This window comes from Rhodoferax saidenbachensis, from assembly GCF_031457975.1.
Taxonomy (GTDB): Bacteria; Pseudomonadota; Gammaproteobacteria; order Burkholderiales; family Burkholderiaceae_C; genus Allorhodoferax; species Allorhodoferax saidenbachensis_A.
The window spans coordinates 107051-120133 of record NZ_JAVDXO010000004.1 but is presented as its reverse complement, the minus strand read 5'-3'; the positions used below and the strand labels follow the sequence as shown (position 1 = coordinate 120133).

The 13083-nt window shown below is 60.5% G+C and carries 14 protein-coding genes and 1 tRNA gene; 11 read left to right on the top strand and 4 right to left on the bottom strand.

The annotated features are described in order from the left end of the window. Positions 1 to 9: 9 nt before the first annotated feature. Genes J2X15_RS10485 through J2X15_RS10465 form a run of 5 tightly spaced genes read left to right on the top strand, consistent with a single transcriptional unit; the run spans position 10 to position 4904 of the window. Complete coding sequence (locus J2X15_RS10485; protein ID WP_310342383.1) at positions 10 to 540, top strand: F0F1 ATP synthase subunit delta; 531 nt, start codon at positions 10 to 12, stop codon at positions 538 to 540. A 50-nt stretch (positions 541 to 590) separates the two neighbouring features. Beyond that, entirely contained in the window at positions 591 to 2144 is a 1554-nt protein-coding gene (gene atpA, locus J2X15_RS10480; RefSeq protein ID WP_310342381.1) for a F0F1 ATP synthase subunit alpha, read from the top strand. A gap of 27 nt (positions 2145 to 2171) precedes the next feature. Next, positions 2172 to 3056 carry a F0F1 ATP synthase subunit gamma gene (atpG, locus tag J2X15_RS10475; protein ID WP_310342378.1) on the top strand — a complete coding sequence of 295 codons (885 nt, stop codon included), beginning with the start codon at positions 2172 to 2174 and terminating at the stop codon, positions 3054 to 3056. Between the two features lie 27 nt (positions 3057 to 3083). Continuing rightward, positions 3084 to 4484, top strand: coding sequence for a F0F1 ATP synthase subunit beta (gene atpD, locus J2X15_RS10470; RefSeq protein WP_310342376.1), 1401 nt, complete (start codon positions 3084 to 3086; stop codon positions 4482 to 4484). Between the two features lie 3 nt (positions 4485 to 4487). After that, entirely contained in the window at positions 4488 to 4904 is a 417-nt protein-coding gene (locus tag J2X15_RS10465; RefSeq protein WP_310342374.1) for a F0F1 ATP synthase subunit epsilon, read from the top strand. Positions 4905 to 4960: 56 nt separating this feature from the next. Here J2X15_RS10465 and J2X15_RS10460 read toward each other — a convergent pair whose 3' ends face one another. From J2X15_RS10460 to J2X15_RS10450, 3 genes are read right to left on the bottom strand one after another with little or no spacing between them, the layout of a single operon-like run. Then, on the bottom strand, positions 4961 to 5476 hold the full coding sequence (locus J2X15_RS10460) for a TPM domain-containing protein (RefSeq protein WP_310342371.1): 516 nt from the start codon (positions 5474 to 5476) through the stop codon (positions 4961 to 4963). Then, positions 5476 to 6396: a TPM domain-containing protein gene (locus tag J2X15_RS10455; RefSeq protein ID WP_310342367.1), complete on the bottom strand. Its 921-nt coding sequence runs from the start codon at positions 6394 to 6396 to the stop codon at positions 5476 to 5478. The genes J2X15_RS10460 and J2X15_RS10455 overlap by 1 nt, the downstream gene beginning before the upstream one ends. 6 nt (positions 6397 to 6402) lie before the next feature. Beyond that, a complete protein-coding gene (locus J2X15_RS10450) occupies positions 6403 to 7011 on the bottom strand; it encodes a LemA family protein (RefSeq protein WP_310342365.1) in 609 nt (202 codons plus the stop codon). Positions 7012 to 7083: 72 nt separating this feature from the next. Here J2X15_RS10450 and J2X15_RS10445 point away from each other — a divergent pair, with 72 nt between their 5' ends. Genes J2X15_RS10445 through J2X15_RS10430 form a run of 4 tightly spaced genes read left to right on the top strand, consistent with a single transcriptional unit; the run spans position 7084 to position 9890 of the window. Continuing rightward, positions 7084 to 7824 (top strand): Rossmann-fold NAD(P)-binding domain-containing protein, encoded by a 741-nt coding sequence (locus J2X15_RS10445; RefSeq protein ID WP_310342362.1) that lies wholly within the window; start codon positions 7084 to 7086, stop codon positions 7822 to 7824. A 19-nt stretch (positions 7825 to 7843) separates the two neighbouring features. Further along, on the top strand, positions 7844 to 8299 hold the full coding sequence (locus J2X15_RS10440) for a YybH family protein (protein ID WP_310342360.1): 456 nt from the start codon (positions 7844 to 7846) through the stop codon (positions 8297 to 8299). Between the two features lie 45 nt (positions 8300 to 8344). Further along, a complete protein-coding gene (locus tag J2X15_RS10435; RefSeq protein WP_310342357.1) occupies positions 8345 to 9337 on the top strand; it encodes a YheT family hydrolase in 993 nt (330 codons plus the stop codon). A 10-nt stretch (positions 9338 to 9347) separates the two neighbouring features. Beyond that, a complete protein-coding gene (locus J2X15_RS10430) occupies positions 9348 to 9890 on the top strand; it encodes a DUF2946 family protein (protein ID WP_310342356.1) in 543 nt (180 codons plus the stop codon). Between the two features lie 122 nt (positions 9891 to 10012). Here the strand turns inward: J2X15_RS10430 and J2X15_RS10425 are convergent, their stop codons facing one another. Continuing rightward, positions 10013 to 10543, bottom strand: coding sequence for a c-type cytochrome (locus J2X15_RS10425; RefSeq protein ID WP_310342354.1), 531 nt, complete (start codon positions 10541 to 10543; stop codon positions 10013 to 10015). Positions 10544 to 10636: 93 nt separating this feature from the next. Here J2X15_RS10425 and J2X15_RS10420 point away from each other — a divergent pair. Both J2X15_RS10420 and J2X15_RS10415 read left to right on the top strand, forming a co-directional pair. Then, positions 10637 to 10712: transfer RNA gene (locus J2X15_RS10420), tRNA-Arg, on the top strand. A 732-nt stretch (positions 10713 to 11444) separates the two neighbouring features. Continuing rightward, positions 11445 to 13067: a hypothetical protein gene (locus J2X15_RS10415; RefSeq protein WP_310342351.1), complete on the top strand. Its 1623-nt coding sequence runs from the start codon at positions 11445 to 11447 to the stop codon at positions 13065 to 13067. Positions 13068 to 13083: the final 16 nt, after the last annotated feature.

Sequence of the window (13083 nt, the reverse complement as noted above, 5' to 3'; positions counted from 1 at the left end):
GGGAAGACCATGGCTGAACTTGCCACCATCGCTAGGCCCTATGCCGAAGCCCTGTTCCAGGCCGCGAAAGCGGACTTGAGCGGTGCAGCCGTGTGGCTGGACGAGCTGGCTGCGATTGCCCAAAACGGCCAATTGCAGCAGTTCGCCAGCAACCCCAAAACCACCAACGCGCAGGTCTACGACCTGATCGCCGGCGTGGTCAAGGCTGCACTGTCGGAGCAAGGCAAGAACTTCCTGCGCACCGTGATCGACAACGGCCGCCTGGAAGCCCTGCCTGAAATTGCAGCCCAGTTCCGCGCGCTGAAGAATGCGCAAAGTGGACTTTCCGATGCTGTGGTGTACAGCGCCTTTCCGATCGATGCGCAAGCGTTGACGGATGTGGCTGCTTCGCTCGAAAAGCGTTTTGGCCGCAAGCTCAATGTGTCCGTTGCGCTCGACGCCGATCTGATCGGCGGTATTCGCGTGGTGGTGGGTGACGAAGTTCTTGACACCTCCGTCAAGGCCCGTCTGGAACAAATGAAAGCGGCTTTGACAGCCTGAGGCGCAAGCCGCCTGCTGTGAAGCCCAACTAAAGAAAGAAGGAAAGAGTCATGCAACTCAATCCCGCAGAAATTTCTGAATTGATCAAGAGCCGCATTGACGGCCTGTCCGCCAGCGCTGACATCCGCAACCAAGGCACTGTGGTGTCGGTGACGGACGGTATCTGCCGCATCCACGGTCTGTCTGACGTGATGCAAGGCGAAATGCTGGAATTCCCCGCAGGTAGCGACGGTCTACCCACTTACGGTCTGGCTCTGAACCTCGAGCGCGACTCGGTGGGTTCTGTGATCTTGGGTGAGTACGAGCACATCTCCGAAGGCGACACGGTCAAATGCACCGGCCGCATTCTGGAAGTGCCCGTGGGCCCCGAGCTCAAAGGCCGCGTGGTCAATGCCCTGGGTCAGCCTATCGACGGCAAAGGCCCCATCAACGCCAAGATGACCGACGTGATTGAAAAGGTGGCACCTGGTGTGATCGCCCGTAAATCCGTGGATCAGCCCATGCAGACCGGCCTGAAGTCCATCGACTCCATGGTTCCCGTCGGCCGCGGCCAGCGCGAATTGATCATTGGCGACCGCCAGACCGGCAAGACCGCCGTGGCCATCGACGCCATCATCAACCAGAAGGGTCAGAACATGACCTGCGTCTACGTTGCGATCGGCCAAAAGGCTTCTTCGATCAAGAACGTGGTGCGCGCGTTGGAACAAGCTGGCGCCATGGAGTACACCATTGTGGTGGCTGCCTCCGCCTCTGAATCTGCTGCCATGCAGTACGTGTCTGCGTACTCCGGTTGCACTATGGGCGAATACTTCCGTGACCGCGGCGAAGACGCATTGATTGTTTATGACGATCTGTCCAAGCAAGCCGTGGCCTACCGCCAGGTTTCCCTGTTGTTGCGCCGCCCACCAGGCCGCGAAGCCTACCCCGGCGATGTGTTCTATCTCCACAGCCGTCTGTTGGAACGCGCAGCCCGCGTGAACGCCGAGTACGTGGAAGCTTTCACCAAGGGCGCCGTGAAGGGTAAGACCGGTTCTTTGACCGCTCTGCCTATCATCGAAACCCAAGCTGGTGACGTGTCCGCTTTCGTTCCTACCAACGTGATCTCGATCACCGACGGCCAGATCTTCCTGGAAACCTCGTTGTTCAACGCTGGCGTTCGCCCCGCGATCAACGCCGGTATCTCGGTGTCCCGCGTGGGTTCTGCTGCGCAGACCAAAGTGGTCAAGGGCCAATCCGGCGGTATCCGTAACGACTTGGCCCAGTACCGTGAACTGGCTGCGTTCGCGCAGTTCGCTTCCGATCTGGACGAAGCCACCCGCAAGCAGCTGGACCGCGGTGCCCGCGTGACTGAACTGCTCAAGCAAAAGCAATACAGCCCCCAGTCCATCAGCATCATGAGCGCTTCGCTGTTCGCAGTGAACAAGGGCTTCATGGACGACGTGGAAGTCAAGAAGATCCTGGCTTTCGAGCACGGTCTTCATGCCTACCTCAAGGACAAGCACGCAGCCCTGTTGGCCAAGGTGGAAGACACCAAGGCACTGGACAAGGATGCCGAGGCTGAATTGACTGCTGCTGTGGCCGCGTTCAAGAAAACCTTTGCTTGATTTCCACCTGATCACAAGGAGCCATTGATGGCAGCAGGTAAGGAACTACGCACCAAGATCAAATCGGTGGAAAACACCAAGAAGATCACCAAGGCCATGGAAATGATCTCGGTCTCCAAGATGCGCAAGGCGCAGGAGCGTATGCGCGCTGCCCGGCCTTACAGCACGAAGATCCGGGACATTGCGACCAATCTAGGGCAGGCCAACCCCGAGTACGTGCACAGCTTCATGAAGACCAACGACGCGAAAGCGGTGGGTCTGATTGTGGTGACCACGGACAAGGGCCTGTGTGGTGGTCTCAATACCAACCTGCTGCGCCAGGTCACCGGCAAGCTGCGTGATACGCAGGCTGCCGGCAAGACCGCACAGGCGGTTGCCATTGGCAGCAAGGGTCTGGGCTTCTTGAACCGTGTGGGCGCGCAAGTCGTGTCCCACGTGACCCATCTGGGCGATCGTCCTCACCTGGACAAGCTCATTGGGCCCGTCAAGGTGCTGATCGACGCGTATGTGGCCGGTGAAGTTAGCGCGGTATACGTCTGCTACAACAAGTTTGTCAGCACCATGAAACAGGATCCGGTGGTGGAGCAACTGCTGCCACTGTCTGCGGACCAGATGGCTGCGGACAGCAAGGCCGAAGGCAGACACCACGCTTGGGATTACATCTACGAGCCGGACGCGCAAACCGTCATTGACGAGTTGCTCGTGCGTTATGTAGAGGCTCTGGTGTTCCAGGCGCTGGCCGAAAACATGGCGTCTGAGCACGCTGCACGCATGGTGGCCATGAAGGCCGCCACAGACAATGCCGGTAACGTCATTGCCGAGCTCAAGCTCGTTTACAACAAGACCCGTCAGGCTGCGATTACCAAAGAGCTGTCTGAAATCGTGTCCGGTGCAGCTGCCATCAGCGGCTAAGCGAATTCAAAATTATTGGAGCGAAAAATGCAAGCCCAAGGAAAAATTGTTCAATGTATCGGCGCTGTGGTGGACGTGGAGTTTCCACGTGACCGCATGCCCCGTGTGTACGACGCGCTCAAGATGGAAGGCTCACCGCTGACCCTCGAAGTGCAACAGCAGCTCGGCGACGGCGTGGTGCGTACCATTGCGCTGGGTTCGTCTGACGGCCTGCGTCGCGGTCTGGTGGTGTACAACACTGGCGCGCAAATCACGGTGCCCGTGGGCAAGGCCACTCTGGGCCGCATCATGGACGTGCTGGGTGCGCCCATCGACGAACGTGGTCCCGTGAGCCAGGAACACACTGCATCCATCCACCGCAAGGCCCCATCCTACGACGAACTGAGCCCTTCGCAAGAGCTGCTGGAAACCGGCATCAAGGTGATTGACTTGGTCTGCCCGTTCGCCAAGGGCGGCAAGGTGGGTCTGTTCGGTGGTGCCGGTGTGGGCAAGACCGTGAACATGATGGAACTCATCAACAACATCGCCAAGGCGCACAGCGGCTTGTCCGTGTTCGCTGGTGTGGGTGAGCGTACCCGTGAAGGGAACGACTTCTACCACGAGATGGCCGATTCCGGTGTGGTGAACCTCGAAGACCTGCCCGAGTCCAAAGTGGCCATGGTGTACGGTCAGATGAACGAACCTCCAGGCAACCGTCTGCGCGTGGCCCTGACCGGTCTGACCATTGCGGAATCCTTCCGTGATGAAGGCAAAGACGTGCTGTTCTTCGTGGACAACATCTACCGCTACACCTTGGCCGGTACCGAAGTGTCCGCGCTGCTGGGCCGTATGCCTTCCGCTGTGGGCTACCAGCCTACGCTGGCCGAAGAAATGGGCCGTTTGCAAGAGCGTATTACGTCGACTAAGGTCGGTTCCATCACGTCCATCCAGGCCGTGTACGTTCCTGCCGATGACTTGACCGATCCATCGCCCGCGACTACTTTTGCCCACTTGGACTCCACCGTGGTGCTGTCCCGTGACATCGCTTCGCTGGGTATCTACCCTGCGGTGGATCCACTGGACTCCACCAGCCGTCAGCTGGATCCGCTGGTGGTGGGTGAAGACCACTACAACACCGCCCGCGCGGTGCAGGGCACGCTGCAGCGCTACCGCGAACTGCGCGACATCATCGCCATCATGGGTATGGATGACTTGGCCCCAGAAGACAAACTGGCTGTGGCACGTGCCCGCAAGATCCAGCGTTTCCTGAGCCAGCCGTTCCACGTGGCTGAAGTGTTTACCGGCTCTCCCGGCAAGTACGTTCCTTTGTCTGAAACCATCCGTGGCTTCAAGATGATTGTGGGCGGCGAGTGCGATCACCTGCCTGAGCAAGCGTTCTACATGGTTGGCACCATCGACGAAGCCTTCGAAAAAGCCAAGAAGGTCTAAGACATGAACACCATCCACGTTGATGTGGTCAGTGCAGAAGAGTCCATCTTCTCCGGTGAAGCCGTCTTCGTGGCGCTTCCCGGTGAGGCTGGCGAGCTGGGCATCAAGCCCCGCCACACGCCCCTGATCACGCGCATCAAGCCTGGCTCGGTGCGCATTCAGAAAGCCGATGGCAGCGAAGAGTTTGTGTTCGTAGCCGGTGGCATTCTCGAAGTACAGCCCAACTGCGTGACCGTGTTGTCTGACACGGCCATCCGCGGCAAGGACCTGGATGAAGAGAAAGCCAACGCCGCCAAGGCCGCTGCCGAAGAGGCCCTGAAGAACGCCAAGAGCGAAATCGACATCGCGAAGATCCAGTCTGAAATCGCCATCATGGCGGCTGAGATTGCGGCTGCGCGCCGATTCCTGCACAAGAAGTAAGCGCCCTGCGCTTGCCCTCGCAAAACCGCCTTCGGGCGGTTTTGTCGTTTCAGGGCTTAAGACAGGGCAGGGGCGTCCGGCAGTTCGTTGGGGTTGTGCTGCCCGGGCAGCAGCGCGAAATGCTGGGTCAGCACGGCGCACACGGCGTCGATGGACTGGGCCAGGCCCTGCTCGTACTGGCCTGCGCGCAGTGCGGTGGCCAGCTGCTGCACCACGCCTTGCCATTGTTCGGCGGGCACCACACGGTCCACGCCCCGGTCGGCCACCAGTTCGATGGCGCGTTCGGCCAGGCACAGGTAAATCAGCACGCCGTTGTTGTGCTCGGTGTCCCACACCCGCAGGCGGCCGAACTGCGCCAGAGCGCGTTGGCGCAGCAGGGCGGCCGTGGTATCGGGCCGCAGCAGATAGCTGTTGGGCAAGCCCGCCTCCACGCAGATGCGAATTTCGCCCGAGTGCTGCTGCTCGCTGGCGGTGACGCGGGCTTGCAGGCGCTGCAGCGCATCGGCTGGCAGCACGCGGCCGGCGTCTTCCATCCAGCGGTGTTTGAAGAGGCGTTGCAGTCGTTCGATCATCACCAGCCCCCAGAGGCACCACCGCCTCCAAAATTGCCACCACCGCCCGAGCTGAAACCACCGCCGCCACTGGAACCGGAGCCCCAGCTGCCACGGCCACTGCTGCCACCGCCGCCCCAGGATCCACCGCCACGGTTGGCGCCGTTCAAGCTGCTCAACAATGTCAGCACTACGGCAACAAAGCCTGCCAGCACCGCGAGCACGATGCTGGAGGTCACCACCATGGCCACCGTACCGGCCACGCCGCCGATGACCAGAGATCCGAGCTTGTTGCCCAAAATCTTGCGGGCCATGCTGCCCCCAATCGCCACCGCGAAGAACAGAAACACTGCCAAGTCCATCCACTGGAATCCGGCCTGACCGCCACCCCCTCCGCCGCTACTGGTAGTGGCCGCTGGCGCGGGCAAGGCCTCGCCGCGTATCAACCCCATGATCTGCTCCAGCCCGGCATCGAGGCCGCCGGCAAAGTCGCCCTCTTTGAAGCGTGGCGCAATGGCCTGGTCGATCACACGCTTGGCCATCAGGTCGGGGATGGCGCCTTCCAGCGTCTTGGCCACTTCGATGCGCAGCTTGCGGTCGTTTTTGGCCACCAGCAGGATCAGGCCATCGCCAATGTCCTTGCGGCCGATCTTCCAGGCATTGCCCACGCGGTTGGCGTAGCTGGCAATATCCTCCGGCGCGGTGCTGGGCACCACCAGCACCACGACCTGTGCGCCGCTGCTGGCTTCAAAGGAAGTGAGCTTGGCGTCCAGCGCCTGTTGCTGTGCCGCGCTCAGCGTGGCCGTGGTGTCGATCACATGGCTGCTGAGCGCCGGCACCGGCTGCACCTCCTGCGCCCACAGGGCAGGCGCGCAGACCAGCAGGGCCAACACCGCCACCCAGCGTCGCAACACCGACCATCCGCCCAGGCGTTGTTGCATGCGGGCTTACTTCTTGTTGAAGTCCACCACCGGCGGCGTGCTGATGGTGGCTTCGTTTTGTACCGCAAAGACGGGCTTGGCCTGGTAACTGAAGACCATGGCCGTCAGGTTGCTGGGGAAGCTGCGCGCCAGCACGTTGTACTCCTGTACCGCCTGGATGTAGCGGTTGCGTGCCACGGTGATGCGGTTCTCGGTGCCTTCCAGCTGCACGCGCAGGTCGCTAAAGCCCTGGTTGGCCTTCAGGTTGGGGTACTGCTCGCTCACCACCATCAGACGGCTCAGCGCGCCGCCCAGCTCGCCCTGTGCGGCCTGGAATTTGGCCATAGCCTCGGGGTTGTTCAGCGTCTCGGGCGTCACCTGGATGGAGGTGGCCTTGGCACGTGCTTCCACCACCTTGGTCAGCGTGTCCTGCTCAAAGGCCGCTTCGCCTTTGACGGTGGCCACAATGTTGGGCACCAGGTCGGCCCGGCGTTGGTATTGGTTCAGCACCTCGCTCCATGCGGACTTGGTCTGCTCGTCCAGCCGCTGAAAGTCGTTGTAGCCACAGCCGCTTAGTAGCGCGGCTGCCGCACCTGCCACCAACCACGCCCAGCCCCGAAAAGAAGACAACCGCATGTGAACCTCCTGCTAATGCAACAACACGTACTATAGAGCGCTCTCTAAAGCCCCTCCCTCTCCTGCCGCACCATGAACCCACTTGATGTTCTGCACGCCGCCCAGCGCGGCCCTACGCCCCCTGCCGCCTTGCCGGTAGCGCTGATGGCCGGTGCCGCAGGCACGCTGGGCACCGAGGTGCTGCGGCGTCTGGCGGGTAGCCACCATTACCGCCAACTGCGGGTGTTGTCGCAAGAGGACATCACCCCCGCGCTGGACCGGGTGCAGATGGTGACCGTGGTATCCGACGATCCCAGCGCGTGGCCGCTGCAGCCCGCATCGGTGGGCGTGATCGTGTTTGATGCGCCCAGCCTGTACAACGATCGCGAGCGCGCGCTGTGGACCCCGCAACCTGCGCAGCTGCCAGCATTGGCCGCCTGGATGTTGCGCTGCGGTGTGCATACCCTGGCCGTGGTGGTGCCGCATGACCAGGGTCGGCTGCCGCAGGCCCTGAAAGCAGGGCTGGCAAATCTGGACGAACATGCGGTCGCCACCATGGGCTTTGAACGCCTGCTGTTGGTGCGGCCCGCCGCCGCGCCCCAGTCGCCACTGCACGCCAATGTGCTGGAGTGGTTGGCGCACCGCATGCTCTCCATCTTTGCCTATATGGTGCCCAGCAACGAGATGCCGCCCCGCGCCGCTGACCTGGCTGCGCTGGTGGATGTGGCCCTGCGCGAGATGCCACCCGGTGTGCACATTGCGCCCCCCGAGCTGGCGCGCCGTACCAGCGAGGCCACGGTGCAAGACGTGGTCCGTGCCTGGTTGGCCACCTGAGTTGGGGGAGAATCGCCCCATGCCCCGACACAAAGCCAAACTCCACGCCGCCATGGGCGGAACCCCGGATGACGTGGAAGCCGCGTTCTACGAAGCCCTGCAAGCAGGCGACATCGAAAAGCTCATGGCCTGCTGGGCCGACGAAGACGACATTGTGTGCATCCACCCTGGTGGTCCGCGCATCATCGGCGCTGGCGCCATACGCGCAGCGTTTGACGCGCTGTTTGCCCACGGTGGCGCCATCCATGTGCAGGCCGAGCACATCCGCCGCGTCGACTCCATGGCCAGCGCGGTGCACCACGTGCTGGAAAAGGTGGAGGTGATGACCGCTGACGGCCCGGCCCAGGCCCATGTGCTGGCCACCAACGTCTACCACAAGACCCCGCAGGGCTGGCGCCTGGTGGTGCACCATGCCAGCCCGGGCACCCCCGGCGATGTGACCGAGACCCAGCACCCGCCCCAGGTACTGCATTGAGATAGAAAAAGGCCTCTAGCCCCTATGGAATATGCGCAAGCAGCTATGAATTATGTAGCGCCACGCTGGTTACCCGGCGGCAACCTGCAAACCATCTGGCCCGCGCTGTACTCGCGCCGGGTGTTCGGGCCTCGTCTGGATTACCGCCGTGAACGCTGGGCCGCGCCCGATGGCGACTTTGTGGATGTGGACTGGATGGAGGACTTATCCCCAGTACCCGCAGTGGGCGTAAAAGTCGATCGTCCCTTGCTGGTGCTGTTCCACGGCCTAGAGGGCAGCTCGCGTAGCCACTACGCCGAGGCCTTCGCCGACTTCGCGCGGGAGCGCGGGTTTGCCTACGCGGTGCCGCACTTTCGCGGCTGCAGCGACGAACTGAACCACGCACCGCGCGCCTACCACTCAGGCGACTATGAAGAAATTGGCTGGATACTGGCCAGGTTTCGCGCACAGCACCACGGCCCCCTCATCGCCGTGGGCGTGTCGCTGGGTGGCAATGCGCTACTGCGCTGGGCGCAGGAGATGGGCGACAGCGCGGCCCAGGTGGCCAGCGGCGTGGCGGCGGTGTGCTCACCGATCGACCTGGCGGCCGGCGGCTACGCCATTGGCCGCGGCTTCAACCGGCTGGTCTACACCCGCATGTTTCTCAACACCATGGTGCCCAAGGCGCTGCGCAAGCTGGAGCAGCACCCCGGCCTGTTCGACGGCCAGGCGCTAAAGGCGGCCCGCGACCTGTACGAGTTCGACAACGTGTTCACCGCGCCGCTGCACGGCTTCAAGAGCACCGAAGACTACTGGGGCCGGGCGTCGGCCAAGCCGCACTTGCACCGCATCCGCATTCCCGCGCTGGTGATCAATGCGCGCAACGACCCCTTTGTGCCCGCTTGGTGCCTGCCTTCGCAGGCCGACGTGGGCGCGCATGTGACCCTGTGGCAGCCCGCGCACGGTGGCCATGTGGGCTTTCCGCACGGGCGTATTCCCGGCCATGTGCGCACCATGCCCGACGCCGTCGGCGGCTGGTTGGCACAGCAGCTGTCCTAGGGTCCTTGGCGTGGACGACATCGTCAAACAAGCCATGGCCAAGTGGCCCAACGTGCCGCACTGCTACGGCTGGCTGGGGCTGGACGCGCGCGGTAACTGGTACATGCGCGACGACGGAGCTCAGGCCTCGGGCGCCTTCAGCAGTGGCCGCCCCGGCGCCAAGGGCAGCTTGCTGCAGCACGAGAAGCTGATCGACTTCATCCAACGCAACTACGCAGCCGATACGGCGGGCCAATGGTTTTTTCAGAACGGGCCGCAGCGCGTCTATGTGGAGCTGGAAGCCACGCCCTGGGTGTGGCGCGTGGCGGATAGTCTGGAGGTGGCGGCCCACTCGGGCGCGCCCGTGCAGGTGCTGGGCGCGCTGCTGGACGAGCATGGCTGGCTGTACCTGCGCACCGCACTGGGCCTAGGCTTGGTGCATACGCAGGACATGGAGAACGCGGCCCGCGCACTGGAGACCGGGCTGTGGGCGCTGGAGGACGTGGCTAGGGTGGATTTGCCGGGCCGCTTTGGTTACGTCACCAGTCCGACTGCCCAGCACGCAGGCCACTAAGTGCTATATTTTTCATAGCTGCTGGCGCATATTCCACGGGGGCCAGGGACTTGAAAGACCATAAAAAAGCCGACCACAGGGTCGGCTTTGTGTTGCAAGGCCTGCAGGCCTATCGCATGTACTTACTTGGCAGCTTCGGGCGCGGCAGGCTTCTTGGGCTCGTCGAACTTGGCGCCACCGGCGTTGGCCATGTAGACCACAGCGCGTGCTACTTCGAGGTTGTCAAAGTCGCCACCGCCCTGTGCGCCCATGGCGCCCTTGCCCTTGAGGGCGGAGTTCAGCAGGGCTTCAAAGCCAGTTTTGATGCGAGGACCCCAGGCCGCAGCATCGCCAAACTTGGGCGAGCCAGCGGCGCCCGTGGCATGGCAGGCGGAGCATTGGGCCTTGAAGACTTGTTCGCCGGTCTTCATTTCACGGTTGGCATCGCGAATTTCGACCATGCCGACTTTTTGGATACGCTCAGCGGTGGACTTTTCCACGCTCACGGTGCCCGCCGCGGGTTTGTAGTCGGACGTGACGTAGGACACTAGACCGATGATCACGAAAATGGGAATCACGAACGAGAAAAATGCCGCCAACAGCAGTTGCTTGGGGGTCTTGATGGGGCCGGTGTGGGCCTCATCGTGCGCGGTGGCGTGGCTGTTGTCGCTCATGGGTGTCCTCAAAAATAGCGGGTGCTTTGAAACAGCTCGGGATTATAGCGGGGGGCCTCTGTGAAAACACCTACAATGCGCCTTCTTCTGGACGCGGCTGTAGCTCAGTGGATAGAGTATTGGCCTCCGAAGCCAAGGGTCGTGGGTTCGATCCCCGCCAGCCGCACCATCCCATCAAGGAACCCCGTAACCATGTGTCCCTGGAACCATAACCGTGCCGCTTCGGCACGGTTATGCGTCTTTTGTGAGGTGGAACGCTTATGCTTCCCTCGGTTTTGCCCAGGTTTTGGGAGCATTGCCCGAACATTGGGAGCCACTCCAAGCGGCATTTCCCCATCGAAATCAAGTGCTTAGACGCGATCCGCATGGTGCCGGGAGCCACCCTGAGTCTTGCTAAAGCAACGGCTGTCGCGGAACGGTTATGGGGGTACGTGGCACGCTTATGCTTCCCACCTCAAAGGCCTCGCCCGTCGCCTTGACGATCCGTTCAGCTGCATCCACGAGCCGCACGAAGTAGCTCTCTGCCGTATGTCTGCGTCAGGGGGAATCGTAAGGTCGTTCAGCTTCACGGGAAGGCCCTTTTCCCGAAGTCATGGGTGGCCTCAGGTATGCAACCCGAATTGCTCAAGCTAGAGCCAAACTTTTCATCAGAGTTATGGCAAAGAACTCAGGGCAATGAAGCGGCTCAGTAGAGTGACGTGACGTTAGCCCCGTCAATTCGGACGTTGTAGAATTTAACCCGCGTCGTGGCATGGTCGGCGCGCTGCCCATCCCTAGGGCCCTTTGGGCCGCAGCAAAGTGGAATCGACCATCTGTTTTCTTCCCTAGTAGCGCTCTTTGCGAGCACCAGGGATTGTGGATGGGCGTCTCTGGTGCACTTTTGCATAGAGGATAGAAAACCATGACCGACTCCGCACTGGTCGCGCTTCGACGCGACACCATACATCGTCAAGCCAAGCGTTTCTCAGAGAAACTTGGACTTCCCCAAACAACCGCCAAGAAAATTCTGGCTCGCGCACTCTATCGCTGCACGGGATGGGATGACCTGTATGCCCGCTTGGGCAGTCAGGCGCCTGAAAAACACATTGAGCTACTGACCGCACTCCCGCATTCGATAGAGGCACGAACGTACTTTTTCGAGATTCGCAATGTCTTGGTCAAGTCATTGAGCCAGCATGTCCTGATCAACAGAAATTTGGTTGGCCTGCACGACCTTGTCCAAGACATTTTCGCCCTCGGATCAGATCCCACGATCTTGGCAGACATACTGCCCATGATCGCTATTTCTGCCTGGCAGCCTTCTGGACTTGGGCCTGACCCTTGGGCAGTTCTCGAGGCCGAAGCCATGATCAATGGTATCGAGCTCCGATTGCTTGCGACACGTACGTACATGCCCAAGTACTACGACTTCCATTCGGACACGATTTGTCCAGAATATGCAGAGCCTTTTGATGGGAAGTTCAAGATCATTTGGACAGACCCTGACGCATGGCGACAGGCAGCACTGGACTATTTAAATGATGAGGATGCAGATGACATTCAACTCCCGCAAGTTGAGCTGACCCCAGCAATGGCACAGCATCAGGAGTGGTTTGAAGCCTCACTTGGTACTTGTGGAGGAATCAGTGGCGAGTATGGGCAGCATGGAGAGGATTTCATCCCACATCTCATTGAGAACAGGGGCTGCTACATCATCTTTGGATTTCCCAGTCGATTGCCCAGCTTGTCTGAAACTGCAAATCAAGACAAGGTTACTTTGCTACCAGGCGAGGACTCCATTCAACAAGTTGGACTGATTGGCGAAACACCCGTCTGCTTGGAGTGGATTGCCTTCAATCCCGCGACCCAGACGCACCCTGGAGAGAACTACGAGTACTTTGAATCACTGCGTAATAGTTTGTTCCGGAACGGACAACTGCATACGACATCGAATCAAGACGGGATTCCTGGCATCTTGTTTTTGCAGCCCGCCACCGACTTTGACATTCGCCATGCCTTGAAGGTTGAGTTTACGAGCGAGGGGGATGAAATTGCATTTGTCCTTCAGACCGACGACAGTCCATTAGTCTCTGCACTTCTTGAAAAAGTGGCTGCTCGGGACTTGATGGTGTTTGGTTCCAAAGAGAACCCGAGATATTTTTGCAAAATGCAACTGCCGCTTTCCCAAGAGCCTCCGACCCTGAGCGTGTCACTAAGGACCATCGGTGCTGAATTTTTTCACGCTGCCAATTTGGTGTTCGGTAAACATAGTGCCAAACGCGATGGTGGTTGGCAGTTTCTGATAGAGGTCTCCCCAAAACTGCTAACACTGCAGGATAAGCTAGGCAAGAAGGCGATGGAAACTGCAATCAACCATGGCTTGGTTCTGCGCTATCCCGTAGCATTCAAAAATGAACTGGAGAAACCACCTTCGCGGTGCGAACACTTTCCTCGACCATCCGAAGATATTGTCAAATTGATCGAGGCTCGGCCACGTGGGCCGTTCCGCTTTGGCTACACGCAGTACAAGCGCGATAACTTCTAGTCAAAACCTCAGGTAC

Coding starts and splice junctions, on each gene's coding strand:
- J2X15_RS10465 (WP_310342374.1), top strand. CDS start 4,488: ATGAACACCATCCACGTTGATGTGGTCAGTGCAGAAGAGTCCATCTTC.
- atpA (WP_310342381.1), top strand. CDS start 591: ATGCAACTCAATCCCGCAGAAATTTCTGAATTGATCAAGAGCCGCATT.
- J2X15_RS10485 (WP_310342383.1), top strand. CDS start 10: ATGGCTGAACTTGCCACCATCGCTAGGCCCTATGCCGAAGCCCTGTTC.
- J2X15_RS10450 (WP_310342365.1), bottom strand. CDS start 7,011: ATGCGGTTGTCTTCTTTTCGGGGCTGGGCGTGGTTGGTGGCAGGTGCG.
- J2X15_RS10445 (WP_310342362.1), top strand. CDS start 7,084: ATGAACCCACTTGATGTTCTGCACGCCGCCCAGCGCGGCCCTACGCCC.
- J2X15_RS10435 (WP_310342357.1), top strand. CDS start 8,345: ATGAATTATGTAGCGCCACGCTGGTTACCCGGCGGCAACCTGCAAACC.
- atpD (WP_310342376.1), top strand. CDS start 3,084: ATGCAAGCCCAAGGAAAAATTGTTCAATGTATCGGCGCTGTGGTGGAC.
- J2X15_RS10415 (WP_310342351.1), top strand. CDS start 11,445: ATGACCGACTCCGCACTGGTCGCGCTTCGACGCGACACCATACATCGT.
- J2X15_RS10460 (WP_310342371.1), bottom strand. CDS start 5,476: ATGATCGAACGACTGCAACGCCTCTTCAAACACCGCTGGATGGAAGAC.
- atpG (WP_310342378.1), top strand. CDS start 2,172: ATGGCAGCAGGTAAGGAACTACGCACCAAGATCAAATCGGTGGAAAAC.
- J2X15_RS10425 (WP_310342354.1), bottom strand. CDS start 10,543: ATGAGCGACAACAGCCACGCCACCGCGCACGATGAGGCCCACACCGGC.
- J2X15_RS10440 (WP_310342360.1), top strand. CDS start 7,844: ATGCCCCGACACAAAGCCAAACTCCACGCCGCCATGGGCGGAACCCCG.
- J2X15_RS10455 (WP_310342367.1), bottom strand. CDS start 6,396: ATGCAACAACGCCTGGGCGGATGGTCGGTGTTGCGACGCTGGGTGGCG.